Genomic DNA, 26,204 nt, shown 5'->3' on the forward strand with positions numbered 1-26,204 from the left:
ATTCACCTTTTTTATAACCAAAATCTAAATGCGTTCTTATACATGCTAAACCGAAGACATATCAGAATTAAAGTTATGCAATCCATGTATGCTTTTAAAGGTACAGAAAGTGATAATATAATTAAAGAACAAAAGTTTTTGCTTCACAGTTTAGATAGCATGTTCGACTTATACCTTTCACAATTAGCCTTGCTTACAGAACTTCTCAAAAAAAGTCAAGACTACAACCAAAAAATTCAAAATAAACGGATAAAATCTGATGCGGATCGAAACCTTAGTTTAAGGTTTCAAGAAAATCAGCTATTACATCTTATCAGTGGTAATAATTTACTTCAAGAAGCTATATCTAATAGAAAACTGAATTTTTGGGATTTAGATTTTGAGTATGTCGATATTATTTTTAAAGCGATCTTAAATAGTGAGTTGTATAAGACCTATATAGAAGACGCTGACACCAATTTTAAAAAGGATAAACAATTTGTTATTTCTATTTTTACGGAAATTATCGCTCCAAACGATAAGCTTTACGATTATTTTGAAGATAAAAAACTTACTTGGGTAGATGATATCCCTGTAGTGAATACTGCCATTCTAAAAGTGCTACGAAAGCTAAAATTAACATCACCTGAAACAGCATTATTGCCAGAATTGTATAAAGATGATGAAGATAGAGAATTTGCTATCGATTTATTTAAAAAAACCTTTCTGAATAGTTCTAAACTTGGTGAAGAGATCAGCAAAAAAACCACAAATTGGGATGCCGAGCGCTTGGCTAGTTTAGATGGGGTTTTACTAAAAATGGCCCTTTGTGAATTTCAAAAATTTTCATCAATTCCATACAAAGTAACTATTAACGAATATCTCGAAGTGGCAAAAGAATATTCTACCCCTAAGAGTAGTTTGTTTATCAACGGAATTTTAGATAAAATAGTGAAGGAATATCAGTCTGAAAACATTTACCTTAAAGCCGGAAGAGGATTAATGTAATTATGTAAACATGTTGAATGGTTTTATTATTGTGCAATACAACCGCATTGAAACTTGGACTCGCTTAAAAAATTAGTAATTCTTACAATTATAAAAGAAAGTTGTTTCTTACGTAAATCTGTTAAGAAAGGGCTAAAAGTTTTAATTCAACGAAATAAATACTAACTTTGCGAGCTGAAAATAATTTTTAAACTTTAAAATTAAAATAATGAAAAAAGTAATTTTAGGACTTAGTGCGTTATGTATGGTCGCTTTTACATCTTGTAAAGACGATGCTTCGAGTAAAATTAAATCTGAAAATGTTGCCGTTGCTGCAGAGAGAGATGCAAATGCTGGCGATTTTCCTGTAGTATCTTTTGACAAAAAAGAACACGATTTCGGAACTATAGAAAATGGAACTCCAGTAGAAACTACATTTCAATATACTAATACTGGTAATTCAATGTTAGTGGTAAGTAATATTAAAAGTACATGTGGTTGTACAGTGCCATCTAATTGGACAAAAGAAGTTGCTCCAGGAGAAACTGGTGAATTTGTTGTAAAGTTTAATGGAAAAGGAAACGGAAATAAGGTAAGTAAGTCTGTAACAATGACTACTAATACAGAAAAAGGAACTGAAGTTGTTAAAATTTCTGCTTTTGTAGAAAAAGATCCTAATGCACCAGTAAAAGGTACGACTAAACAAGCAGGACAGACCTCAATTAATCCTTTAGCAACGCAAGAGGCTGCACCAAGAAAGTACTCTACGCAACCAGGACACGAAGGACATAACCACGATTAATTTTTACTGATAATTACAGAATGGAAGGAATAGGATCATTTTTACCGTTTATTGCCATTTTTGCTGTGATGTATTTTTTTATGATAGCACCGCAAATGAAACGTTCTAAACAAGAGAAAAAATTTGCTGCAGAATTAAAACGTGGCGATCGAGTGATAACTAAAAGTGGTATGCATGGAAAAGTTGTAGACCTTAATGATAAGGATAATAGCTGTGTTATTGAAACATTAGCAGGAAAAATTAAGTTTGACCGTTCTGCAATTTCTATGGAAATGAGTACAAAGTTAAATACACCTGCAACTGTAAAGTAATCAAAATTAGTTCTAATTGCTTATCCTAAACTAATTTAGGATTTGTTAATTATAAAATAAAAAAAGACTATTCATTTATTTGACTAGTCTTTTTTACGTTTATACTATTAAATTATAATCTCAAGATTGAAATATTTTTAGAATTATAAGTATGGTCAATTGAGCAAATATATTTGTTGTGAGAAAGTTTCACCAATTATATTGGGGTCTATTTCAAGAGAAAAGTTCAGTTATCTGTGGTTGCTGCCGTAGCTATAGAAGTGATGATTACCAGATAATAAATATCGAGAGTTACGTACAATACTGAAAATTGAGGTTTTCAGATAATCATGCCGTTGGTAGATATAATTTACAATTCATAAACCTAAATCAAAATAAAAGGTCGTTATAACGATAATTTTAGGTGGAAGTTAAGTACGGCTCTATATTTACATCAACAAAATAATGTGCTATTAATCAAATTTTTATTTTCCCTCATAATAATAGATTTGTAATTACAATTTTTGATTTAAATTAAATTAGTTTAAGTAAGTTGTTAAATTTAAAAAGTCCTTTCACTGGTTATGAAAGGACTTTTTTTATACATGTAAACTAAGTAATATTAATCTAGAAATTTTGCTTTTAACTCTGGTGTTGGAATCATGCAAGATTCTTTTTTTCCGTACCATTGGTACCGATTTTTTGCAATATAATTGTAAACCCAGTTTCTAAGAAATGTAGGTACAATAAAAAAAACGACTAACAAATTTACAGGAAAACCTAAATGCTTTGCAATGTGAATTGCCGCTGATGACTTTGATGTTATAGTTTCGTTCTTAGCATTGTAAAGTAATATGGAATCTGTTTTATTTGTATCTATATTAAATTGTTTTATAATTTCTTCACCTATTTCACTTTGTAAAGGAGCAAATAGAAATTTATTTTTTTTATCTCGTTTTATAACATATAATACACTGCTGTTACAGAGATTGCAAACTCCGTCAAAAAGAATAAGTTGTTTATTTTTGGGTATTTCGGTCATGTTTAATATACTATGCTATTGTAAAGTTATTCGGTTCGTTGTGCAGATAATAAATATAGACTATTACCTTGTTAACTGTTTATTTCTTTTTAGCTTCAACCAATTCCAATTGATCAATACTTACATTGGTAGTAAACATGCCGTAATTTACATTAGCTTTACCTTTTTCAATGCTATCAATAGTACCAACAGCTCTACCATCTTGCATTCTAACACGATCATTGATTCTTAAGATAGGTTTCGGTTTTTCAACTTTAGTTTCCTTTTTCTTGGCGGCTTTTTTCTTTTTACGGATGACTTCCACCTTCTTTTCAGCTTCTTGTTTAACTTGTTTTTCTTTGTGCTTTTCAGCGCGTTTTTGTTTTGCTGAGAGCTTTTTGCGTTTAGAGTTTTCTATTTGTACCAATCTAAATAGTTCAGCCATTAACTCTCGCTTTTTTTTGTCTTCAAAATATTTCTCTGAAATATCGTTAACTTTTTGACCTAAATAGATTAAACGTTGATTAGAATCATATAACTCTTGAAAACTTTCTAATTTCTTCTGTACTTTAGCATTAACTTCTTCAAGTTTATCGGCTTCAGATAGTTTCTTTTTTTCATTTTCTTTTAGTGAACGTTCAGTACGTTCTAATTTGCTTCGTTCTTTTTGAAGTTTAGCAATCGTCGCATCGAACCGTACTTTACCGCGCTCAATTTTCTTTTTAGATTTGTTAATTAGACTATACGGAATGCCGTTCTTTTGTGCTACTTCAAACGTGAATGAACTGCCTGCTTGCCCAACCACCAGTTTATACATTGGTTCTAAAGTTTTCTCATTAAACAACATATTAGCATTTTCAATGTGAGGCAATTCATTGGCTAAAAGTTTTAAATTAGAATAGTGTGTTGTTATAATACCAAAGGCACCGCGCTCATAAAAAACTTCTAAAAATGTTTCTGCTAGTGCACCACCAAGTTCTGGGTCACTTCCAGTTCCGAATTCATCAATTAAAAACAAGGTTCTATTATTACACTTTTTCAAGAAATAATTCATTTGTTTTAATCGATAACTGTATGTGCTTAAGTGATTTTCTATGGATTGATTATCACCTATATCACTTAAAATTCGATCGAATAAACAAACATAACTTCTTTCATGAACCGGTATCAACATTCCACTTTGTAGCATCACCTGTAGTAAACCTACCGTCTTTAAAGTAATACTTTTTCCACCTGCATTAGGTCCAGAAATTACAATAATTCGACTATTGCTATTTAAACCCAAGGACTGTGGAAACGTTTTTTTGCCATTTTCTTTATTGGTTAAATAAAGGAGTGGGTGGTAAGCATCGCGCAACAGCATACTGCGATCTTTAGAAAAATCAGGTAAAATACCATTCATGCTTTGTGCATATTTTGCTTTGGCCGAAATAACATCTATATGTGTTAAAAATTCTTGATATTGATGGAGAAGCGGCAAAAACATGCGAACGTAATCGGTAAGTTCTTTCAAAATTTTTATAACCTCTTCCTTTTCTTCGTATTCTAAATTATTTAGTTCTCTTGTATACTGTAGCGTGGTTTCTGGCTCAATATAAACAATGCTCCCTGTTTTACTACCACCCATAATAGCACCTCTAACTTTTCTACGATACATGGCTTTGACAGCAAGTACACGTTTATTTTCTACCACAGATTCCCTAATATCATCTAGATAATCTAAATTGTGATAGGTGTTTAATGCAGAAGAAAAACTACTGTTGATTTTGCCTTTGAGTTGAGAAATAGATCTACGTAAACTAGAGAGTAAAGGTGAAGCATCATCTTTTATATCGCCAAAGCGATCGACGACCGCATCAACTTGGTCTATCATTGAGGTATTTATTTCTATAGGTTCACTAAATACCTGTAAGTTTGGATAATAGGTTTTAAACTTTTTTAAAAATTTTAAAATTGAATTTACCGTTATTGATAAACTTACTATTTTCTGAAGGCTAGATATCTCTAAATACGTGTTTTCAATTTTTAATAATCTTAATTCTTTGGTAATTGAATCGAATCCGTGATTAGGAATTCTATTACCATTTTCAAATGAAGATAAATATTCATTTACGTAGCTAAGTTGCTCCATAAGTTGTTCTTCCTTTTGAAATGGTAAAATAGATAAGACAGCTTCCTTACCTAGAGCTGTGATTGCAAGTGTACTAATTTGATCTAAAACCGTAAAAAATTCGAGATCTTTTAAGGTTTTTTCATGAATGTTTATCATGTACTTTTATTCTTTATGAGCCTCACAAATTTAGGGTAATTGTGCTGATATGCCTAATGCTACATATGGCTTTTATATTTGATGACTTTAAATTAATAATATTCGATTAGCGATATAAAAAATCTAATAAATATTTCCATTATAATTTAAAACCGAATAACGAATGTTTGGTTATTTTTGAATCTAAAAATATTTTATACATGAATCTTGACATCCATGAAAGTTGGAAAAAGCATCTTAATAGCGAGTTTGAAAAACCTTATTTTAAAGCGTTAATTGATTTTGTAAATTTTGAATATCAAGCTCATGAATGTTTTCCCAAAGTATCCGAAATTTTTAATGCATTTAATCAATGTACGTTTAATAATGTTAAAGTCGTAATTATTGGTCAAGATCCATATCATGGCATCGGGCAGGCCAATGGTTTGGCTTTTTCTGTTAATGACGGTATAAAACATCCACCCTCTTTAGTTAATATTTTTAAAGAAATTGAACAAGATTTAGGACTACCTTATCCAAAAAATGGAAATTTAATGCCGTGGGCAAATCAAGGAGTATTGTTATTAAATGCGACTTTAACGGTTAGGGCACATAATGCGGCAAGTCACCAAAACAAAGGTTGGGAACAATTTACAGATGCTGTAATAAAAACAGTTAGTACTGAGAAAACAAATATTATATTTCTACTTTGGGGAGGATTTGCAAAAAAGAAAAGAAAACTAATTGATACTGCCAAACACATTGTATTAGATAGCGGACATCCATCACCGTTAAGTGCCAATAGAGGATATTGGTTTGGTAATAAACATTTTAGTGAAACTAACTCCCGGTTGGAGCAAGTTGGCGATTCTTTAATTGATTGGAGACTAGAGTAGGTGACTTTTCAATCGTTGAATTCTCGGTTTTTAAAGAGCGAGGCAATCTTTGATCAACTTTTTTAGTGGTTTTATTACAACTAAAAATTAACAGTAAGAAGTTTAGCGCAACTAAGAAAGATAAAATCAAAGAAATGGTAAGCATCATAAACGTTCTGTTGTTTGTTAAACAAATGTTAATCAAATATACTTAAATTATTTGAAATTTTATAGTTATCAACCAATTAAGGCTTTTTATTAGGCCAAAAATCGATGAACTGCACACTTACAAACAGTTTATAATAAACTTATATTTTATGAATTAATTCTGAATACTTTACTTTTTCAGGAATAATATTTAAGTCAAAAAGTTGCTCTTGAACATTTTCAACGGTCTCTTTATCCAAAATTGTTTGCGACCATTCTGTCAGTGATAACCATTCTTGTACATCTTCCAATTCTTGTTCATACCTATTTGCAATAGTTTTATCTATATTAGGGATGGATTTGAAATCGGCTGTAGTTTTATTAATAATATCTAAAATAATTTTAAGTTCGTCTTCATGGTTCGCAATGAATTCATCTCTTACAGCAATTACAAAACATGGCCACGGAGTCGGTAAATTAGCAATTCGTCTAAAAACGCCGTTATCAACAATCGGTTTTGTGGTAAATTTTTCCCACATAAAATAATCCGCTTTGCCTTCAGTTAATCCTCTGATGGCTCCATCTAAATTTTTTATCACTTCAAAATTAAGATCTTTATCTAAATTCCAATTATTGTGTTTTGCATTAATATAAGCCATAAGATGTGAGCCAGAACCATATCTACTGATTGCGGCTTTTTTTCCTTTTATGTCTTCGATAGTTTTAAATGATGAACCATTTGCAACATGAATTCCCCAATTTAAAGGAGTTTCTACAAAAGTTTGTACAATTTTTGACGGATTTCCGTCAATAATGTCTTTAATAATGCCTTCCGTTAATATCACAGCCATATCGATTTCACCCGATCGCAATGCTTTGTTCATTTCGCCAGTTCCACCATGATAGTCGTGCCATCTTAAGTTGATGTTTTTGTCCTTATACTCACCATTTTTTAGCGTTAAGTACCAGGCTAAATTGAAGTGTTCTGGTACTCCTCCTATATTAACTTTTTTCATTATATATTATACTTATTTCAATATTCCTGCCCATTAAATTGGGCAAATTATTAAATTAATCGTTTAGATGTTTACAATACGTTCTAAAGCAAATACGATTAATTTTTCTACAATTTTTTTCGGATCTTCACTAAATTCACCGTTCGCTCTATTTGCAATAATTGCATTTAATGACAGCGCTTCGTGACCTAGTAATTTTGAAAGCCCATAAATTACAGAGGTTTCCATTTCGAGATTAGTAATTCTAAAATCTTTATAACTAAAATTATCTAATTGAGAATTAAGACTTGCATCTTGCAATGGTAATCGCAACACGCGACCTTGTGGACCATAAAAGCCACCAGCGGTTGCTGTCATTCCTTTAAAGATGTTTTTATCTTCAAAATATTGTTCTAAATATTGACTATTGTTAATGATTATTGGTCTCGATTTGTTTTTATCCCAATTGGTATGTTCTATAAATTTATTTTCCACTTCAGGGTTGCTAATTCCTTCAACCTGGTAAAAATGTAACATTCCGTTAATATCTAGTGCGTGTGAACTAATTAAGAAAGCATCTACGGGAATATCTGCTTGTAAGGAACCAGAAGTACCAATTCTTATAATATTTAAACTAGATAATTCTGGTTTAATTTTTCGAGTTTTTAAGTCTATATTAACTAAAGCGTCTAATTCGTTTAATACAATATCTATGTTATCTGGTCCAATTCCGGTAGAAATTACTGTAATTCTTTTATCTTTATAATAACCTGTTTGGGTTTTAAATTCACGTTTTTGTGTCGTAAATTCAATACTGTCAAAATGTTTGGTTATTTTCTCAACACGGTCTTGGTCACCAACAAAAATTATGGTGTCTGAGATATTTTCTGGTTTTAGGTTTAAATGATAAACACTACCATCTGGGTTTAATATAAGTTCTGAATTTTTAATTGCCATTAGTTACGGTTTTTACAAGTTTGTTTTGTTTTTCGTTAAATTGATAGGCCAAGCGATTTAGACCTCCATAAACCATATCATTATTTACCTCTAAAGCAAAATTGTGTTGTTTTAATAACGCCTCATGTCCTTTTCTATTAAGCGTAATGCTATTTTCTGATTTATTAAAAAACATAGCCAATTCCTTAATTTTACGTTTAAGTTGCATATCACCATAACCATAATACCCCTGATAGTTTAAGCAATATCCAAGCAAATGATTTTCCGATTTAACGTTATTTTGTTTGACCAAATTTAAGATATGTGCTTCAAGTGTTCCTAAACCACTTTGGTGATGTGGGAAACGTTTTAAATGCGCTTTGAGGCAATTACTCATATATTTAAAATTTGATTTGGTGACAATATAAGGTTTCAGAATGTTATGATCTTTGCCGCAATAAGTTCTCCACAGTGCAATGGTCATATCAATATCTTCTTTAGTGAGCAAAATCTTATTTTTATAATGAGATTTAATTTGTTCGGGACTTAATTCACCTAGAGTCTTTAAGTTTTTTTCACCTTTAACACGTCCACTACATATAAGATATAAAGGTTTGTCTATCTCCTTTTGATGTAATAAATTAATAACACCTATTAAGTTTATATGACAGAATAAATCATACTCAAACCATAAGTTGATTTCGGTATATTGATCGATATGATTTAATATTGATAATTCGGCCTGAAGTTCATTAGAATTAACCTCAATGTCATAATGAGAATTGAGAAACTCGCTACGTAAATCGAAAAATTCTTTTGAATCGATTTTCGTGATGGTTGGACCTTCACACAGCATTTCTTGCCATGTAAGTATATCTTCCTCAAAATTTAACTCTCTTAAATAGTTAGTAAGACTATTGCCGTTAGTAATATGTAAACAATTTTCAGCCATATAATTAACCGCCAACTCGTTTCACATTAAAACCTTTTTCTTTGAGCAACGTCATAATTTTATCTCTATAATCTCCTTGAATTATAATTTTGTCATCCTTAAAACTTCCTCCGACACTAAGCTTAGTTTTTAATTCTTTAGCTAATTTTTTAAAATCTTCTGTAGCCCCTGTGTAACCTTCGAGAATAGTGATGGGCTTTCCTTTTCGCTTTTCATACTTGCAAATAATAGGATCATCTTGCAGCCATAGATTATCTTTAGAATCTTCAGAATTGTCTGATAGTTCTGGTGCATGGTCCGGAAAAAGGTTTTTTAATTGATCTTGTAAATCCATGTTTTTAGTCTTCAGTATTTAGTTGGCAGTATTCAGTATTTAGCACGTATTATTATTATTATTATTATTAACTTTTTACTGAAGACAGCCGACTGCTCACTATTTTTTAATAAGTCCAAGCTCAATTAAACGTTCGTTTAAAAACTCACCTGCTGTTATATCATCAAATTGCTTTGGGTGGTTTTCATCAATACAACTTTCTAAAACATCTAATTTCATTTCACTAATGGGATGCATAAAAAACGGCATAGAGTAACGAGATGTTCCCCAAAGTTCTCTAGGTGGATTTATAACGCGATGTATGGTCGATTTTAATTTATTATTAGAATGTCGAGATAACATATCTCCAACATTGATCATTAGTTCATCTGGTTCTGCAATGGCATCAATCCATTCTCCATCATGTCGTTGTACTTGTAGTCCACGACCCTGTGCGCCCATTAATAATGTTATTAAATTAATATCTCCATGCGCTGCAGCTCTTACCGCGTTTTTAGGTTCTTGCGTTATAGGTGGATAATGAATTGGACGTAGAATGGAATTACCGTTGTGAATGTACTTATCGAAATAGGTTTCTTCTAAATCTAAATAAAGTGCTAAAGCTCGTAATACGTATTTAGCTGTTTTTTCTAGCATTTGGTAGGTTTGTTTTCCTACTTTGTTAAAGTCATCCAATTCTTTTACTTCAACATTTTCGGGGTACTCTTTTCGTCGCTCTTCATCATCTTCTACGTACTGTCCAAAATGCCAAAATTCTTTTAAATCACCTTCTTTTTTACCTTTTGCGCTTTCTTTTCCAAAAGATACATATCCACGTTGGCCACCGATTCCAGGTATTTCGTAGCTCTCTTTTGTTTCTATCGGTAAATCGAAAAATTTCTTAACTTCACCATATAAATTATCGACTAAAGTGTCATCTAAGAAATGGCCTTTTAAAGCCACAAAACCTATGTCTTCATAAGCTTTTCCTATTTCGTCTATAAACTTTTGTTTACGTTTCGGATCATCTGAAATGAAATCCTTTAAATCTACGCTAGGTATTCTATCCATTGGATTGTTGTTTAAATATTTGTCAATATACAAATGTAACAATAATAGTGCGAAAAAAATAGGTCGTATTTAGAGACAAATTAAAGTCTATAATGGTTTATTGGAGCAATTTTATTTAAATTTGATTCATAATTTAATTATCTATTTTAACTTTTTATAAATGAAGAAATGGATTAAAATATCGATTTAATGGATTTATCCGTAAGGATACATCTACCCTTTGGTTTTAGGGATTATTGGAAATGTAAAGCCATTTAATGCTATAAAAAAAATAATAGATTAGACCCACACTATATGCCAACAATTACAAAAAGCAACATTGCCTACGATAAAAGAAGTTTAAGTGATAAAGCGTTATTAAAACTTTATTATAACATGCTAAAACCACGCTTAATTGAAGAGAAAATGCTCATTCTTTTACGGCAAGGTAAAGTTTCAAAATGGTTTTCTGGAATCGGACAAGAGGCCATTTCAGTTGGTGTTACCATGGCGCTTAAGTCCACAGAATATATTTTACCTATGCATAGAAATCTCGGTGTTTTTACTACGCGAGAAATTCCTTTACATCGTTTATTCTGTCAATGGCAAGGAAAAGCGAGCGGATTTACCAAAGGTAGAGACCGCTCTTTTCATTTTGGAACACAAGATTATAATATTGTTGGAATGATTTCGCATTTGGGACCGCAATTAGGGGTGGCAGACGGAATTGCCTTAGCAAATTTATTAAAGAAAAACGGAAATGTTACTGCAGTATTTACTGGTGAAGGAGGTACGAGTGAAGGTGATTTTCATGAGGCTTTAAACGTCGCTTCAGTTTGGCAATTGCCTGTTATATTCTGTATTGAGAATAATGGTTATGGGCTTTCTACACCAACTAATGAGCAATATCACTGTAAACATTTAGCAGATAGAGGAAAAGGTTATGGCATTGAATCGTTTATTTTAGATGGCAATAATGTAATAGAGACGTACACTAAGGTTCAAAAATTGGCTGAAAGTATTAGAAAGCGACCACGACCGATTTTAATAGAATTCAAAACCTTTAGACGCCGAGGGCATGAAGAGGCAAGTGGCACGAAATATGTACCTCAAGAGTTAATGGAAGAATGGGAAGCGAAAGATCCCATAGAAAATTTTAGAAGTTTTTTATATAGTAAAAAAATATTAAGTCCAGCAACGGATGAAGCTTATAAGGCTGAAATTAAATCTGAAATTGATGTCGCATTAGAATCTGCTTATGCAGAACCTGAAATTATTCCGAATGAAGACACAGAACTTAATGATGTCTATAAACCATTTGATTATAAGGAACATTCACCCAATAATGAAACCAATGAGTTGCGTTTTATTGATGCTATTTCAGAAGGATTAAAACAATCTATGCAAAAGCACAATGATCTTGTAATTATGGGACAGGATATTGCGGAATACGGAGGGGTTTTTAAAATTACTGAAAGTTTTGTAGAAGCATTTGGAAAAGACCGTGTAAGAAATACGCCTATTTGTGAATCTGCAATTGTAGAAACAGCTATGGGTTTATCGATCTCAGGAATAAAATCAGTTGTTGAGATGCAATTTGCAGATTTTGTGTCCTCAGGTTTTAATCCCGTAGTTAATTATTTAGCAAAATCCTATTACAGATGGCAACAAGAAGCCGATGTTGTGGTGAGAATGCCTTGCGGTGGAGGCGTCGCTGCTGGTCCTTTTCATTCGCAAACTAACGAAGCTTGGTTTACTAAAACCCCAGGTTTAAAAGTAGTATATCCAGCATTTCCATTTGACGCTAAGGGTTTGTTGGCAACAGCTATTAATGACCCAAATCCAGTATTGTTTTTTGAGCATAAAGCTTTATATAGAAGTATCCGTCAAGAGGTGCCAACGGATTATTATACTATTCCATTTGGTAAAGCTGCTGTCTTAAAGGAGGGAGAAGCTGTTACTATCATTACTTATGGAGCAGGGGTGCATTGGGCTTTAGAAACCTTAGAAAACAATTCTGATATTTCAGCAGATGTAATTGACTTAAGAACGTTACAACCCTTAGATAAGGAGGCTATTTTAAATTCTGTTAAAAAGACAGGAAAAGCAATTATTTTACAGGAAGATTCATTATTCGGCGGAATTGCTAGTGATCTCTCAGCTTTATTAATGGAAGAATGTTTTGAATATTTAGATGCACCCGTAAAACGTGTGGCTAGCATGGAAACTCCAATACCATTTATTGGTCAGTTAGAAACTCAGTATTTGGCAAAAGGGAAGTTCGAAGAATCTTTGCGAAATTTGTTAGACTATTAGATAAACAAGAGTAGAATGTAAAAATTAAAAAAAGTCAGTTTCTCATTTACGAAACTGACTTTTTTAAATTAGATTAATTCTAGAAGGTGATTAAACTTCAGTCTTAAATTCTAATGGTTGCTAAGTCATCATCTAAACTATTAGATGTATTGACAATTTTTGATAAAACTCTCATAATTGTTGATGTATTTGATTGATGATTTTTTTTTGCGATATTATCTATATCGTCTCTTACTGTTCCAAGCGAAACTTTTAGTTTCTATTGATGTACTCGATAATTGATTGTTGTTTAATGTTCTCATGATTATTGATTTTTATTGATTGATGATAATTTCTAATTAGGATCTAAAGCGTCTTCTACTGTTCCAAGTGAAACTTTTAGTTTCTACTGATGTGCTCGATAATTGATTGTTGTTTAATGTTCTCATGATGTACGTTTTTTAATTGGTTATATTTAATAGACGATAAACAGTTAAATTTGTTACAGTACTTTGTATAACATAGTACTTTTTTAACAAATTTTAACTATAATCAATGTATCTTTATTGATATGAAAATTACATTATATACTATAATACTATGCTCCATTTTTATTTATAGTTGTAAAACTAGGGAAGATGTTAAGTGTGAAAATAAGACTCTAGAAGTTATTGCTACAGCATATAATTCACTCGCTTATCAAACTAGCTCTAATCCCTCTATTACTGCTTTTGGTGATAGCTTAACACCAGGGTTACGCTATATAGCTGTCTCAAGAGATTTATTGGATTCTGGTTTAGTCCATAATACTAAAGTAAAAATTCAAGGTTTCGATAGTTTGTTTATTGTTAAGGACAAAATGAACCGTCGCTATCGTAAGCGCATTGATATTTATATGGGTAATGATGTGAAAAAAGCAAAAATTTGGGGCAAAAGAAAGGTGAATATTGACTATTGTTTACCGCGTAATGATTCAATTATCCTAAAATAATTTCAAAATTAGAATGAATTCAATAATATCATCTTAAAATGTTGTCTCGTTCACAATAAAAGAGGTAAAAAAAAATTAAATTTGGTTTTGGATTTACTCATACGAGCGTTTCACCATTATTTCAGAAACCTTAAATGGATATGCTTTCTGTACCAATTTTAATTCTTTATTTGTCAGTTCAACAGGACTTTTATTAAACTTTTGCTCTGCATATCGCGTTCTTAAATCGTAGTAGGCTTTAGTAATTTCGTCTTGTACAGAAATAAAAGCATCATATTTAGTGAATGCATCATGACTCAAAGAAATCACAGCTTTTTCCGGATGATCTGAAGATTCCACCGCTTGCGCACCGGTACAATAGTCGCATGCATTAAGTCCGTTATTATCAATAAATCTTTCAACAATTTCCTTAACTTTTGTGAGTTCTACCAGTTCGTTGTCAATCATAATTTCTTGCTTTTCATTCATGGCAATATGTAATAAATTACGCTCATGAATATCTGTAGTGCAATTTGCTGTTTCACATACTGGCGGTAATTGTCGTAAAATACCCTTGTCTGCAGAAATAGTTGTAGTTACTAAAAAAAAGATTAGTAATAAAAAAGCAATGTCTGCCATGGATCCTGCATTGACCGCTGCAGAATGTCTTCTAAATAATTTCATGATATTAGATTCAAATGTTAATACTTTCTTAACAACAAGAACAGTACCAATCTAAAATTCATTAATACGGAATAAATGGTTTCAAAAATTATTGTAACGCCAATTAAAGCCGTTTTTAATTAACTTCATCTACAAATGAAATTTAATCACTGGTAAAAAAAGGTTTTTAAAAGATTGATTTGTTTAGTGAATTGATGGTGCCAAATTGACTTCATTGTAAAATCTTGTTAACAATCCATTCTAAAACCCTTTCTAAGTGCTATTTTTGCAAAATTAACTAAGAATTAAATGTAATTTATGTCGTCAGAAACTGAAACCATACAAGAAAATGCAACGGAAAAGAGTCTTTATGATTATCAAATAAAGGACTTAAATCGCATTTTTGATGTTATGCAAAATGAATCTGATGATTTTAATTTGCTTTATCAATTACCGACAGGAGGTGGTAAGACTGTTATTTTTTCTGAAATCGTAAGACGTTACGCTGAACAGCACAATAAAAAGGTGGTGATTTTAACGCATAGAATTGAGCTTTGTAAACAAACCTCTAATGTGTTGTCTGGGTTTAATGTAAAGAACAAAGTCATAAACAGTAAGGTAAAAACGCTTCCAGACCAAGACGATTATCAGTGTTTTGTGGCAATGGTAGAAACCTTGAATAATCGTTTGTCTGACAACGATTTTGAATTAAAAAATATAGGTCTAGTTATTATTGATGAGGCCCATTATAATTCTTTTAGAAAATTATTTAAGTTTTTTGAACAGTGTTTTATTCTTGGAGTTACAGCAACGCCATTGAGTAGTAATATTAAACTACCAATGAAAGATAATTATAACAAACTTATTGTTGGGGATGATATATCAACACTGATTAAAAATGGTTTCCTAGCCAAAGCCGAAGTTTCTAATTACGATGTTGGTTTAACCTCATTAAAAATTGGTATAAATGGAGATTATACGGTAAAATCGTCAGAAGCCTTATATACCAATTCCTTAATGCAATCCAAGCTATTAATGGCTTATGAGGAAATGGCGAAAGGTAAAAAAACTCTGATTTTTAATAATGGAATTTATACCTCAAAAGAAGTCTACTATACTTTTAAAAAAGCAGGTTATAACGTTCAACATTTAGATAATACGGCAAACAAACAAGAACGAAAAGATATCTTAAAATGGTTTAAAAACACACCAGACGCAGTGTTGTCGTCAGTTAGTATTTTAACTACCGGTTTTGATGAACCTTCTGTGGAATCCATTATATTAAACAGAGCTACCCGTTCTTTAACCTTATATTTCCAAATGATTGGTCGTGGTAGTCGAATTTATAAAGATCGAAAATCATTCCAGGTCATTGATTTAGGTAATAATGAAGCAAGATTTGGTCCTTGGGATCAACCTGTTGATTGGCAACATATCTTTAAACATCCAGATTATTACTTAGAGAATATTCTTGATGATGAATTATTAGAACGCGATTTTGTTTATACCATGCCAGATTCGCTAAAAGTAAAATTCAAAAAATCGTTTACTCTAAATTTCGACGTCAAAGCAGAATATAAAGATGTGATTAATTCTGGTAAAAAATCCTTTACAGTTATCGAACGTTCTATTGCTCAGCATTCTCAAATTTGTATTGATAATAGCGAAGATGTTTATGATGCGAGAGAGTTAATAAAGGACCTGCAAGATGAAATTGCTTACAGAATTAAACAGTACTGTTATTGCATAATGAATAGTACCCAGAATTATAAAGATTGGCTTTTTGAAGAATACAATAGAAAATTAAGAATTAGTTTTAACGGTAAGTTTTAACTTTTTTTTGTAAGGATTTCTATTTTTATGCGTTTATTTTGAAATAGGAACAGTTTTTGTATTCATACAATACATTAATAATATAACATGAAAACCATTAAATATATCGCATTTATGTTTTGCTTAATTTGCAGTACATTGGTTTTTGCACAAATTAAAGATAAAGAGAATAAATCTATTCGTATTCCTGCAGAAAAATCTGAAACAAAAAAAGACTCAGCTTTAGTTAAAGTTAAAATTGCGCCTATTTTAAAAAAGGACGACGATAAGGCAAGTGGCAAGTCTAATGAAGAAGAAAAATTTGTTATTAGAGAAACAGAAAAGCCATTTTCTATGACAGAAAACGACGGTCTAAAAAGTCCGAGTGAGATTTATGAACAGCGTTGGAAGAAAGAGGCTGTAAAAGGTGGATACGTAAAAACAATGTCCGATCAATTTTTAGGTGAACATAATGTAGATACCAAATTTGTAAATATTGTTTGTAGAGATCATCAATTCCCTGATGGTGACCGTGTTAAGATTTTAATTAACGGAGATGTTGTTAAGCACAGTTTAACACTGACTAGTAGTTATAGACGTGTAGAAGTGAATTTGGCAGATGGTAAAAACACGGTAGATATCGTTGCTCTAAATCAAGGCGAATCCGGACCAAATACAGCTGAATTTGTAGTTTACGATGATAAAGGTAATTTAATTTCTTCTAAAGAATGGAACCTCTTAACTGGTGTAAAAGCGACTATTATTTTTAATAATGAAAAGGTAGTTATTAAAGAAAAGCCTTCTGAGGAAGAAAAAGCGCAAACAGCTTCTAATAACTAACACAACTCTCAATTCCAAATATTTAACAAGTCCTATACTTATCGTTTAAGCCAACGCCATTTAGTACCAATGGAATAATTTTTTCTAGACGTTTTTGCTTTGTGACATCGCGCTTGGCTTCAGAAATATAATCAGAATAGTCTCGCTGTTTTGATGGGGTAAGTGTATTAAATGCGGTTTTAAAGTCAGTATTGGTATCTAAAATTTCTTTAAGCTCCTTTGGAATTGCCACAGTTTTATTGGTTCGTTGAGGCTGTAATTCTTTTCCTAGATGCTGATTTTCTATAGCTTCTTTTACGTACGTTAAAACTGCAGCTTCATTAATATCATTTTTAGTTTCAAATCGCATCTGTCTCATAGCTTTTGTTTTTTGCTCCTGTGCGTTTTTTAGTAAGCGCAGTTCATCTTTTAAAAAAACTCCTTGATGAAACCAAATACAAAAATGATTCTTAAACGCCGCAAGACCTAAAACATTCTTACCTTTAATACAATAAGTTGGCATATTCCATTTTATGGTTTCTTCTAATGCTGTTGAATTGATGATGTTTCGTAAAATGGTAATCTCTTCTGAGAAATGTGGATTGATTTCTATGTATTCCTCTACTGAGGTTGGTTTTTTCATGTTTAAAACGGTTATATTAGGAATGTTGATTTAAGTTTATTTTTAAAACTATTATTAAAAAACAGAGATAACATCAAGAGAAACTTCTACTTAAGTCGTTCGTAAAATTTTGTCCATTTTTCGTCCTTTAGCTATTTCATCGACCAACTTATCTAAATATCTTACTTCTCGAGTTAGTTTAGTATCTATATCTTCTATTCTATATCCACAAATGACACCTTTAATTAATTCAGCATTTGGGTTTAATTTTGCTCTTTCAAAGAATATTTTAAAAGTGACTTTCTCTTTAATAAGCTCCTCTATTTTATTATCATCAAAACCAGTTAACCATTCAATCACTTGGTGTAGTTCTGATTTTGTTCGGCCTTTCTTTTCAACTTTAGTAATATAGTGCGGATAAACGGATGCGAAGGTTAGTTTTGCAACGCGCTCATCGTGTTCTGGTGTTGTTGTGCTCATAATTTTGTTTAAGAAATTGTAAAATAAAGATTTTAAATTTAAGCAAAAAAAATAAGCAGTCAACTAAATATAATGGCGTACTGCTTACTTAATAATAAATACTATTATTGAAAATTGAGACTATTCTCACATTAACTTTCCAGTTTTATGATCTTTAATATATTTAAAAGTTTAACATTTAATCTTTAACAAATTTAAAAGTATTGTAAGATGTGATGTTTAGAAAATATGTTCCTTTTACCAAGTTTTGAATATTTATCCTGTTTTGATTGGTAGCTTTCCCTTTCATAACTATTTTGCCATTGATATCGAAAACTAGGTATTCAACTTCTTCCGAAATTCCTTCAATATGAATAAAGGCAGATGCTGGGATTGGATATACTTTAATAATTTGTGAAGGTCTATCTACATCAACGATACTCAAATTTTCATCTCTTGCCTGAATATTATCAATATCTAATATGGCTTCAATAGCGTCTGCTTCCCAACTTGGTGTATCATTGTGAAGAATACGTATTTCGGTAATAGCGCCAAAACTACCATTGTAAGAACCAGTATGTCCAAGTCGCGTCAATGAATTCTCGTCAATCGGAAATACAATGGTTTGCCAGCCTTGACCAGGAACAACGGCAATTGGGTCTATAGAACTCCATTTAGGATCATTGGTCCAATTATCATTTTCAAACGCTAATCTTAATATGATAACGTTTGAACCAGAATTTCTTACGTCCATGGAAATATAGGTAACTCCAGCATCGACATAATCGCCCAACCATTGCGCATTATTGAATGTTACTAATTTAGAGTCAGATCCACTCCCTCCATTAGATTGTACTCTCAAAAAGTTATCATCAGTTCCAGTAGGACCGTCTGTGCTAATATTTTGATTCAGTAATGATGAAGAAGTCCCTTTTGTCCAATTCTCAACAGTCACTCCTTCAAAATCATCTATTAGATTTAATGATATTTTAGATTTTCCTGAATCTGCTAAACCCATATCGCTATTTCGTGCTTGAATATTATCAATGTCTAATGTAGCTTCAATAGAATCTCCTTCCCAGCTTGGTGCATCATTATGAATAATTCGTACTTCGGTAATATCACCAAAATCTCCGTTATATGAATTATTATGTCCAAGTCTCGTTAATGAATTCTCATCTATAGGAAATATAATGGTTTGCCAGCCTTCACCGGGAACTACTGCAATTCCATTAGTAGAACTCCATTTTGGATCATTGGTCCAATTATCATTTTCAAATGCCAACCTTAGTGTGATTAAATTTGAACCTGTATTTCTAACGTCCATAGATATATAAGTGACTCCAGCATCGACATAATCGCCCAACCATTGCGCATTATTGAATGTTACTAATTTAGAGTCAGATCCACTCCCTCCATTAGATTGTACTCTCAAAAAGTTATCATCAGTTCCAGTAGGACCGTCGGTAATAATATTTTGATTCAGTAACGATGACGATGTCCCTTTAGTCCAATTTTCAACAGTCACTCCTTCAAAATCATCTATAAGATTTAAAGATATTTTAGGTTCTCCCGTATCTACCGTTCCCATATCATTATCTCTAGCTTGAATATTATCAATGTCTAATATAGCCTCAATAGAATCGCCGCCCCAACTTGGCGCGTCGTTATGAATGATACGTACTTCGGAAATATCACCAAAATCACCATTATATGAATTATTATGTCCAAGTCTAGTCAATGAATTCTCATCAATAGGAAATACAATGGTTTGCCAGCCTTCACCGGGAACTACTGCAATTCCATTAGTAGAACTCCATTTTGGATCATTGGTCCAATTATCATTTTTAAACGCTAATCTTAATATGATAACGTTTGAACCAGAATTTCTAACATCCATAGATATATAAGTGACTCCAGCATCAACATAATCACCCTGCCATTGAGAGTTATTGAATGTCGTTAAGTTAGAATCAGATCCGCTGCCACCATTAGATTGGACTCTTAAATAATTATCATCAGTTCCGGAGGGACCATCAGTAAGAATATTTTCATTAGGTAATGAAGAAGAGTTCCCTTTGGTCCAATTCTCAGTAGTAAACCCTTCGAAATCATCTATTTGGTTTAAATTTATTTGAGAAGAAGAAAGTATGGGTAAAAGTAATAGGCAAATAAATGTAGATTTTTTCATTTTTAAAATCTCTAATTGTCTCATGTTAATAATGCGTAATTTAAGTAAATGACCTGGGGATATATAAGCGTTTCAATTTTCAATATGTTATATGTAAAAAGAGAGCGAAGGTAACAAAATTTTCTATTAAGTCAAGTTGATCTTTTTAGCTTTGACTGGTCGTCTGAGCTTAAGTTTTATGGGGGCTCATGCCATCCGTGGAATCTTGCCTATTAAACGTCCTTTAACCTATTTAATCATTAATTTAACCAAACATCTGGCTTTCCATTTTAAATGGGTTTCAGCATCTTCAAAAAAAATAAACAGTGGACTAATCGTTGCGTCCACAATCTATAATAAACAGTTCTTAAACTTAAGTTATCAGTCATTTAGTTGATAAAAAATATTACGACAAGAGTATCAGCTAAAATTCAAATTTAACTTTGCTCACTGCTCACTGCTCACTGCTCACTGCTCACTGCTCACTGCTCACTGCTCACTGCTCACTGCCGTCAACTCAGCAATCTTAACAATAACTTCAACTGCTTTCTGCATACTTTCCACTGGGACATACTCATAGCGTCCATGAAAATTGTGACCTCCTGCAAAAATATTTGGGCAAGGTAAACCCATATAAGATAATTGAGAACCATCAGTACCACCTCTTATGGCTTTAATTAATGGTGCAATTCCAACTGCTTTCATAGCTGCTTCAGCAATATCTACAATTTGCATCACAGGCTCAACTTTTTCTTTCATGTTGAAATACTGATCTTTCAATTCAAGTTTAAAAACTTCGCTTTCGTACTTAGTATTTAAATCGTCCACAATCTTCTGCATTAAAGCTTTTCGAGCTTCAAATTTGTCCTTGTCATGATCGCGAATAATATATTGTAGCATCGTTTTTTCAACGTCTCCTTCTATATTATGTAAGTGAAAAAATCCTTCATAACCTTCCGTATGTTCTGGTGTTTCCGTTCTAGGCAGACTATTTATAAATTCAGAAGCATAATACATGGAGTTGATCATTTTACCCTTGGCATAACCCGGATGTACAATTTTTCCTTTTACGGTAATTTTAGCACCTGCCGCATTAAAATTTTCATATTCCAGTTCGCCAACTTGGCTACCATCCATGGTATATGCCCAATCGGCACCAAATTTTTCAACATCGAATTTATGAGCGCCTCTACCAATTTCTTCGTCGGGTGTAAAGCCCACTTTTATGGTTCCATGTTTAATTTCAGGATGATTAATAAGGTGTTCCATGGCCGTAACAATCTCCGTAATACCAGCTTTGTCATCAGCACCTAGAAGCGTAGTTCCATCTGTTGTAATCAAAGTTTGACCTTTGTACATTAGCAAATCCTCAAAATAGTCTGGGGATAAAACTATGTTCTCAGTTGCATTGAGTATAATATCTTTTCCATCATAATCTTTAACAATTTGAGGTTTTATATTCGCTCCTGTAAAATCTGGTGAGGTATCAAAATGTGAAATAAATCCAATAGTAGGTACAGCGTGATCAACATTGCTTGGCAAAGTCGCCATGATATAAGCGTTTTCATCAATGCTAACGTCGCTTAAGCCAATAGCTTTTAATTCATCGACTAACTTATTGGCTAAATCCCATTGTTTTTTAGTACTTGGAGTGGTTTCTGAATTCGGATCAGATTCTGTATCTATAGTAACGTAACTGATAAAACGATCTATAATATGCTGCATACGAGTGTGTTTTTAACTTTTTAAATTATTATCGAAATTATTAAAATTTCTTTAAAGTTTAAAGGTAATAACCGGAAGTTTACTATGGTTCACCACATCTTCAGAAATACTGCCTCCAAAAAAATGACTTAAGCCTTTTCTACCATGTGTAATCATCGCAACAGCGTCTGCCTGTTGTCTTTTTGCAAAACTTAATACACCATCTTCTACATTATGATCTGAAATACGAGCAATTGAAACATCAGAATCTGATAACTTTGCGGTTTTTAGAAAGATTGAAATTTTTTCATCAATTTCGTCTGTACTTAAAAAGCCTAAATTTGGTGCATTGATATGTAATAAGGTTGTTTTTACACTCAATTCGTTGAGCAATTCCAGCGCATTGTTAACTGCAGAGACACTTTCTTCAGAAAAATCGCAAGCTAGAACAATGTGTTCAAAATCGACAGCTTTGAGTCCAGATTTTATAACTAAAACGGGAGTATTACTGTAACGGACAACTTTTTCAGTATTAGAGCCTGTAAAGACACCATCGTAATCGTTGTGGCCTCTAGAACCCATAACAATTAAATCAGCTCTCTCTTCGCTGGCCACCTTTGCTACTTCTTTTAAAACTTTATGATATTTTATTAGAGGTGTTACTGTAATATCGTCTAGATACGGTTGATCTAAAAAGGTTTCAAATTTCTTGTTAGCAACCATCATCATAAATGCATTTTCTTCGCTACGTTGTGCCGTGCTAGCAGATATAATAGATTCAGACATTTCTAACATATGCATTACAATCAATTCGGCATGATGTTTTTTGGCTAATGCTGCAGCTGTTTCTAAAGCATATTCTGAGTGTTTCGAAAAATCGACAGGAACAATAATTTTTTTCATGATATTATAATTTTGATTAGGACTCCAAAATTAAACAAATAAGATTCTATGAATTATGACAAATGACAGTTTATGAAAAAATTAATACTTCTTAATTTAATATGAGATGCTTACTTTTGTAATGCTAAAATCTTTATATGTATAAAGCGATAATCCGACCGATATTATTCAGTTTTGATCCTGAGAAAATTCATTATTTCACATTTTCTTTGATTCGTAATTTATCGAAAATACCTGGTGTAAAACGTTTATTTAATTCTCAATATGTTGTTAATGATAAACGATTAGAGCGCCATTTGTTCGGTTTAAAATTCAGAAACCCGGTAGGTTTAGCGGCTGGTTTTGATAAAAATGCGGTATTGTATAATGAATTGGCGAACTTTGGATTTGGGTTTATTGAAATAGGCACGGTAACACCTAAAGCTCAAGAAGGCAATCCTATACGGCGTTTGTTCAGATTGAAAGATGATAAAGGTATTATAAATCGTATGGGTTTTAATAATGAAGGATTAAAGGCTGCGATAACCCAACTCAAAAAAAATAAAGGACAACTGATCATTGGCGGTAACATCGGGAAAAATACCAAAACGCTTCCTGAAAACTATACCCAAGATTATCTCGAATGTTTTAACGCTTTGCATCCGTATGTAGATTACTTTGTATTGAATGTAAGTTGTCCTAATGTTGGAAGCCATGCGAAGCTTAATGATAAAGCGTTTTTATTAGAGTTAATTTATAGTGTTCAAAGAGCAAATTCCATTTTTAAGAAACAAAAACCAATTTTGCTAAAAATCGCTCCAGATTTAAATGACCAGCAATTAGACGAAATAATAGAAATAATTGCCGAAACACATCTCGATGGGGTCATTGCTAGTAATACTTCAGTTGACAGAACAGGCTTAAAAGCAACAGAAAAAAGACTCTCAGAAATTGGTAATGGTGGTCTCAGCGGGCAGCCCATTAAGGAAAAATCGACGAAAGTAATAAAATACTTAGCTGATAAAAGTAATAAGGCATTTCCAATCATTGGAGTAGGAGGTATTCATTCCGCGGAGGATGCTTTAGAAAAATTGGACGCAGGAGCAGATTTGGTTCAGATTTATACTGGGTTTATTTATGAAGGCCCAAAATTGATAAAACGGATTAATGAAGCGTTGTTAAAAGAGAAATAAAATTAATTCGAAAAAAAAATTAACCAAGAATTTCACTAGTTTTTAAAAATATATTGAGTTGTTTGTACATGAATGTAAAGTGTTATTCATTGTATTTACACATTAATTAACTTGTATCTATTAGTGTCTAAAATATTTTAATCTGAATTTCGAGATCCTTATATCATTCGCATTAGCAACATCAGCTTTGGCAATTTCGCCAGGGCCAGATAATATTTACGTTTTAGTGCAAAGTATAAGTAACGGCAAATCTCACGGAATGGCAACTGTTTGCGGATTAATTTCAGGTTGTATTATGCATACCACATTATTAGCTTTTGGAGTGTCTGCAATTATTAAAGCCAACGACAATTTATTTTTTGGAATAAAACTTCTAGGTGCCATTTATCTACTATACCTAGCGTATATAGTCTTTAAATCTGATGCAAAAATTACCTTCGATTCAGAAAACGTTCCTAATAAAAGTTTAAAAAAATTATTCGTCCAAGGGTTTTTTATGAACGTTCTCAATCCAAAAGTCACCATATTCTTTTTAGCTTTTTTTCCAGGGTTTTTATTTAGCCATTCTATGAGTACTGTGATTCAGTTTTATATTTTAGGAGGAATTTTTATGCTGGTTTCGTTCATCATTTTTACTACCATTGCTCTATTAGCAGGACAAATAAAAACCTATACTTTAAATCATAAAAATTCAGGATTTGTTTTAAAATGGCTACAGATTGTTGTTTTTATAGGAATTGCCGTTTTCATATTAATTTAAAAAAGCGTTACTTCCATTGACAAGTGTTTTGCGTATAATCTGTGAGAATCTGTCCATTATATAAGAGAAATATATATGACGATTATAATTCTGTCAGTTTGATAAATATCGTTTTCAAATCCTCAACCTAAACCGTATATTTGAACCAATGAACAAAGACGTTAAAATAATAGAATGTCCCAGAGATGCCATGCAAGGCATTAAGGATTTTATTCCAACAGACCTAAAGGTACAATATATACAATCCTTATTACGAGTAGGGTTTGATACTATAGATTTTGGGAGTTTTGTGTCTCCAAAAGCGATTCCGCAAATGGTAGATACAGCCGAAGTTTTAGCGCAATTAGATTTAAGTAAAACCCATAGTAAACTATTGGCTATCATTGCTAACACTAGAGGAGCATCGGATGCCTCTGTTCATAAAGAAATTGATTATTTAGGTTTTCCTTTTTCAATTTCAGAAAACTTCCAAATGCGAAATACGCATAAAACCATTGCTCAGTCCGTAGTTATATTATCTGAGATATTAGAAATCGCAGACAAAAATAATAAAGAGGTAGTGGTTTATATCTCCATGGGGTTTGGAAATCCGTATGGTGATCCGTGGAATGTAGACATTGTAGGGGAGTGGACGGAACGATTATCTAACATGGGAGTTAAAATTTTATCATTGAGCGATACTGTCGGTAGTTCTAATGCTGAGAACATTAATTATTTGTTTTCAAATTTAATCCCGAAGTATTCAAATATAGAATTCGGCGCTCATTTACACACTACACCAACTACGTGGTTCGAAAAAATTGATGCAGCCTATAAAGCGGGATGCAGACGTTTTGATGGTGCTATACAGGGTTTTGGTGGTTGCCCAATGGCAAAGGATGATCTTACCGGAAATATGCCAACAGAAAAAATGTTATCCTACTTCACTCAAAAAAGAGCACATAATCTTAGTGCTATGAGTTTTGAAAGTTCTTACAATGAGGCGACTAAAATATTTGGCGCCTATCATTAATAATACATCTTCATTTTATACATGGTTGGCATTACATAATTCATTTTTAGAGAAGGCCACTTTGGCGTAAGTCGAGAATCTGAATCTTGGTTTTAAAACGTAATTCATTTATATAATTCTTCTGATGATAAATAACGAATGTCATCATTTCATTGTCAAAATTTTATTAGAGATTTAAGATTATGTTATTTATATTAATCATTAATGTTTATTTAAATTAAATCTAAATAAACTTTGTGTAATTCTAT

The 26,204-nt window shown here is 32.1% G+C and carries 24 protein-coding genes; 11 read left to right on the forward strand and 13 right to left on the reverse strand.

The genetic code is table 11. From position 1 onward, the window contains the following. Positions 1–42: 42 nt before the first annotated feature. The 3 genes from nusB to yajC all read left to right on the forward strand — a co-directional run bounded on the left by nusB (position 43) and on the right by yajC (position 2,079). Complete coding sequence (gene nusB / locus QMA06_RS12985) at positions 43–987, forward strand: transcription antitermination factor NusB (protein WP_290207298.1); 945 nt, start codon at positions 43–45, stop codon at positions 985–987. A 208-nt stretch (positions 988–1,195) separates the two neighbouring features. Next, on the forward strand, positions 1,196–1,768 hold the full coding sequence (locus QMA06_RS12990; RefSeq protein WP_290207299.1) for a DUF1573 domain-containing protein: 573 nt from the start codon (positions 1,196–1,198) through the stop codon (positions 1,766–1,768). A gap of 20 nt (positions 1,769–1,788) precedes the next feature. Then, positions 1,789–2,079 (forward strand): preprotein translocase subunit YajC, encoded by a 291-nt coding sequence (gene yajC / locus QMA06_RS12995; RefSeq protein ID WP_290207300.1) that lies wholly within the window; start codon positions 1,789–1,791, stop codon positions 2,077–2,079. 601 nt (positions 2,080–2,680) lie between these two features. Here yajC and QMA06_RS13000 read toward each other — a convergent pair. Together QMA06_RS13000 and QMA06_RS13005 are read right to left on the reverse strand one after the other, a co-directional pair. Continuing rightward, positions 2,681–3,100, reverse strand: coding sequence for a thiol-disulfide oxidoreductase DCC family protein (locus QMA06_RS13000; RefSeq protein WP_290207302.1), 420 nt, complete (start codon positions 3,098–3,100; stop codon positions 2,681–2,683). Between the two features lie 79 nt (positions 3,101–3,179). Beyond that, positions 3,180–5,348 (reverse strand): endonuclease MutS2, encoded by a 2,169-nt coding sequence (locus QMA06_RS13005; RefSeq protein WP_290207303.1) that lies wholly within the window; start codon positions 5,346–5,348, stop codon positions 3,180–3,182. Between the two features lie 200 nt (positions 5,349–5,548). Here QMA06_RS13005 and QMA06_RS13010 point away from each other — a divergent pair, with 200 nt between their 5' ends. Next, the gene (locus QMA06_RS13010) at positions 5,549–6,223 is read left to right on the forward strand and encodes a uracil-DNA glycosylase (protein ID WP_290207304.1); all 675 of its coding nucleotides are present in this window, start codon (positions 5,549–5,551) and stop codon (positions 6,221–6,223) included. 287 nt (positions 6,224–6,510) lie between these two features. Here the strand turns inward: QMA06_RS13010 and QMA06_RS13015 are convergent, their stop codons facing one another. The 5 genes from QMA06_RS13015 to QMA06_RS13035 all read right to left on the reverse strand — a co-directional run bounded on the left by QMA06_RS13015 (position 6,511) and on the right by QMA06_RS13035 (position 10,616). Next, positions 6,511–7,365, reverse strand: a complete 855-nt coding sequence (locus tag QMA06_RS13015) for a substrate-binding domain-containing protein (protein WP_290207305.1) — start codon at positions 7,363–7,365, stop codon at positions 6,511–6,513. A gap of 63 nt (positions 7,366–7,428) precedes the next feature. Continuing rightward, positions 7,429–8,301 (reverse strand): nucleoside phosphorylase, encoded by an 873-nt coding sequence (locus tag QMA06_RS13020; RefSeq protein ID WP_290207306.1) that lies wholly within the window; start codon positions 8,299–8,301, stop codon positions 7,429–7,431. Continuing rightward, positions 8,291–9,232 (reverse strand): DUF1835 domain-containing protein, encoded by a 942-nt coding sequence (locus tag QMA06_RS13025; protein ID WP_290207307.1) that lies wholly within the window; start codon positions 9,230–9,232, stop codon positions 8,291–8,293. The genes QMA06_RS13020 and QMA06_RS13025 overlap by 11 nt, the downstream gene beginning before the upstream one ends. Positions 9,233–9,236: 4 nt before the next feature. Further along, on the reverse strand, positions 9,237–9,566 hold the full coding sequence (locus QMA06_RS13030) for a translation initiation factor (RefSeq protein ID WP_290207308.1): 330 nt from the start codon (positions 9,564–9,566) through the stop codon (positions 9,237–9,239). A gap of 99 nt (positions 9,567–9,665) precedes the next feature. Continuing rightward, a complete protein-coding gene (locus QMA06_RS13035) occupies positions 9,666–10,616 on the reverse strand; it encodes an isopenicillin N synthase family dioxygenase (protein WP_290207309.1) in 951 nt (316 codons plus the stop codon). Between the two features lie 294 nt (positions 10,617–10,910). Here QMA06_RS13035 and QMA06_RS13040 point away from each other — a divergent pair, with 294 nt between their 5' ends. Both QMA06_RS13040 and QMA06_RS13045 read left to right on the forward strand, forming a co-directional pair. Next, positions 10,911–12,911 (forward strand): alpha-ketoacid dehydrogenase subunit alpha/beta, encoded by a 2,001-nt coding sequence (locus QMA06_RS13040; RefSeq protein ID WP_290207310.1) that lies wholly within the window; start codon positions 10,911–10,913, stop codon positions 12,909–12,911. 550 nt (positions 12,912–13,461) lie between these two features. Beyond that, entirely contained in the window at positions 13,462–13,881 is a 420-nt protein-coding gene (locus QMA06_RS13045) for a 3D domain-containing protein (protein WP_290207311.1), read from the forward strand. A 93-nt stretch (positions 13,882–13,974) separates the two neighbouring features. Here QMA06_RS13045 and QMA06_RS13050 read toward each other — a convergent pair whose 3' ends face one another. Continuing rightward, a complete protein-coding gene (locus QMA06_RS13050; RefSeq protein WP_290207312.1) occupies positions 13,975–14,544 on the reverse strand; it encodes an ExbD/TolR family protein in 570 nt (189 codons plus the stop codon). A 297-nt stretch (positions 14,545–14,841) separates the two neighbouring features. Between QMA06_RS13050 and QMA06_RS13055 the strand changes: the two genes are divergently transcribed. After that, the gene (locus QMA06_RS13055; RefSeq protein ID WP_290207313.1) at positions 14,842–16,356 is read left to right on the forward strand and encodes a DEAD/DEAH box helicase; all 1,515 of its coding nucleotides are present in this window, start codon (positions 14,842–14,844) and stop codon (positions 16,354–16,356) included. Positions 16,357–16,443: 87 nt separating this feature from the next. Then, complete coding sequence (locus QMA06_RS13060) at positions 16,444–17,175, forward strand: hypothetical protein (RefSeq protein WP_290207315.1); 732 nt, start codon at positions 16,444–16,446, stop codon at positions 17,173–17,175. A gap of 22 nt (positions 17,176–17,197) precedes the next feature. Here QMA06_RS13060 and QMA06_RS13065 read toward each other — a convergent pair whose 3' ends face one another. The 5 genes from QMA06_RS13065 to QMA06_RS13085 all read right to left on the reverse strand — a co-directional run bounded on the left by QMA06_RS13065 (position 17,198) and on the right by QMA06_RS13085 (position 23,012). Then, complete coding sequence (locus tag QMA06_RS13065) at positions 17,198–17,797, reverse strand: YdeI/OmpD-associated family protein (protein WP_290207316.1); 600 nt, start codon at positions 17,795–17,797, stop codon at positions 17,198–17,200. Positions 17,798–17,887: 90 nt separating this feature from the next. Continuing rightward, on the reverse strand, positions 17,888–18,256 hold the full coding sequence (locus tag QMA06_RS13070) for a DUF2200 domain-containing protein (RefSeq protein WP_290207317.1): 369 nt from the start codon (positions 18,254–18,256) through the stop codon (positions 17,888–17,890). 178 nt (positions 18,257–18,434) lie between these two features. After that, entirely contained in the window at positions 18,435–20,426 is a 1,992-nt protein-coding gene (locus QMA06_RS13075; RefSeq protein ID WP_290207318.1) for a T9SS type A sorting domain-containing protein, read from the reverse strand. 468 nt (positions 20,427–20,894) lie between these two features. Further along, a complete protein-coding gene (pepT, locus tag QMA06_RS13080; protein WP_290207319.1) occupies positions 20,895–22,130 on the reverse strand; it encodes a peptidase T in 1,236 nt (411 codons plus the stop codon). Positions 22,131–22,181: 51 nt separating this feature from the next. Beyond that, positions 22,182–23,012, reverse strand: a complete 831-nt coding sequence (locus tag QMA06_RS13085) for a universal stress protein (RefSeq protein ID WP_290207320.1) — start codon at positions 23,010–23,012, stop codon at positions 22,182–22,184. Between the two features lie 137 nt (positions 23,013–23,149). On the opposite strand from QMA06_RS13085, the gene QMA06_RS13090 reads away from it, so the two are divergent. From QMA06_RS13090 to QMA06_RS13100, 3 genes are all read left to right on the forward strand, one after another. Next, the gene (locus QMA06_RS13090) at positions 23,150–24,184 is read left to right on the forward strand and encodes a quinone-dependent dihydroorotate dehydrogenase (protein WP_290207321.1); all 1,035 of its coding nucleotides are present in this window, start codon (positions 23,150–23,152) and stop codon (positions 24,182–24,184) included. Between the two features lie 142 nt (positions 24,185–24,326). After that, the gene (locus QMA06_RS13095) at positions 24,327–24,944 is read left to right on the forward strand and encodes a LysE family translocator (protein WP_290207476.1); all 618 of its coding nucleotides are present in this window, start codon (positions 24,327–24,329) and stop codon (positions 24,942–24,944) included. Between the two features lie 148 nt (positions 24,945–25,092). Further along, positions 25,093–25,956, forward strand: a complete 864-nt coding sequence (locus tag QMA06_RS13100) for a hydroxymethylglutaryl-CoA lyase (RefSeq protein ID WP_290207322.1) — start codon at positions 25,093–25,095, stop codon at positions 25,954–25,956. Positions 25,957–26,204 lie beyond the last annotated feature (248 nt).

The organism is Winogradskyella bathintestinalis, from assembly GCF_030407435.1.
In the GTDB taxonomy this organism is placed as follows: domain Bacteria; phylum Bacteroidota; class Bacteroidia; order Flavobacteriales; family Flavobacteriaceae; genus Winogradskyella; species Winogradskyella bathintestinalis.

Coding starts and splice junctions, on each gene's coding strand:
- QMA06_RS13035 (WP_290207309.1), bottom strand. CDS start 10,616: ATGGATAGAATACCTAGCGTAGATTTAAAGGATTTCATTTCAGATGAT.
- QMA06_RS13050 (WP_290207312.1), bottom strand. CDS start 14,544: ATGAAATTATTTAGAAGACATTCTGCAGCGGTCAATGCAGGATCCATG.
- QMA06_RS13015 (WP_290207305.1), bottom strand. CDS start 7,365: ATGAAAAAAGTTAATATAGGAGGAGTACCAGAACACTTCAATTTAGCC.
- QMA06_RS13030 (WP_290207308.1), bottom strand. CDS start 9,566: ATGGATTTACAAGATCAATTAAAAAACCTTTTTCCGGACCATGCACCA.
- nusB (WP_290207298.1), top strand. CDS start 43: ATGCTAAACCGAAGACATATCAGAATTAAAGTTATGCAATCCATGTAT.
- QMA06_RS13000 (WP_290207302.1), bottom strand. CDS start 3,100: ATGACCGAAATACCCAAAAATAAACAACTTATTCTTTTTGACGGAGTT.
- QMA06_RS13070 (WP_290207317.1), bottom strand. CDS start 18,256: ATGAGCACAACAACACCAGAACACGATGAGCGCGTTGCAAAACTAACC.
- pepT (WP_290207319.1), bottom strand. CDS start 22,130: ATGCAGCATATTATAGATCGTTTTATCAGTTACGTTACTATAGATACA.
- QMA06_RS13085 (WP_290207320.1), bottom strand. CDS start 23,012: ATGAAAAAAATTATTGTTCCTGTCGATTTTTCGAAACACTCAGAATAT.
- QMA06_RS13075 (WP_290207318.1), bottom strand. CDS start 20,426: ATGAAAAAATCTACATTTATTTGCCTATTACTTTTACCCATACTTTCT.
- QMA06_RS13020 (WP_290207306.1), bottom strand. CDS start 8,301: ATGGCAATTAAAAATTCAGAACTTATATTAAACCCAGATGGTAGTGTT.
- QMA06_RS13060 (WP_290207315.1), top strand. CDS start 16,444: ATGAAAACCATTAAATATATCGCATTTATGTTTTGCTTAATTTGCAGT.
- QMA06_RS12990 (WP_290207299.1), top strand. CDS start 1,196: ATGAAAAAAGTAATTTTAGGACTTAGTGCGTTATGTATGGTCGCTTTT.
- QMA06_RS13010 (WP_290207304.1), top strand. CDS start 5,549: ATGAATCTTGACATCCATGAAAGTTGGAAAAAGCATCTTAATAGCGAG.
- QMA06_RS13055 (WP_290207313.1), top strand. CDS start 14,842: ATGTCGTCAGAAACTGAAACCATACAAGAAAATGCAACGGAAAAGAGT.
- QMA06_RS13025 (WP_290207307.1), bottom strand. CDS start 9,232: ATGGCTGAAAATTGTTTACATATTACTAACGGCAATAGTCTTACTAAC.
- QMA06_RS13100 (WP_290207322.1), top strand. CDS start 25,093: ATGAACAAAGACGTTAAAATAATAGAATGTCCCAGAGATGCCATGCAA.
- QMA06_RS13090 (WP_290207321.1), top strand. CDS start 23,150: ATGTATAAAGCGATAATCCGACCGATATTATTCAGTTTTGATCCTGAG.
- QMA06_RS13040 (WP_290207310.1), top strand. CDS start 10,911: ATGCCAACAATTACAAAAAGCAACATTGCCTACGATAAAAGAAGTTTA.
- QMA06_RS13045 (WP_290207311.1), top strand. CDS start 13,462: ATGAAAATTACATTATATACTATAATACTATGCTCCATTTTTATTTAT.
- QMA06_RS13065 (WP_290207316.1), bottom strand. CDS start 17,797: ATGAAAAAACCAACCTCAGTAGAGGAATACATAGAAATCAATCCACAT.
- QMA06_RS13005 (WP_290207303.1), bottom strand. CDS start 5,348: ATGATAAACATTCATGAAAAAACCTTAAAAGATCTCGAATTTTTTACG.
- yajC (WP_290207300.1), top strand. CDS start 1,789: ATGGAAGGAATAGGATCATTTTTACCGTTTATTGCCATTTTTGCTGTG.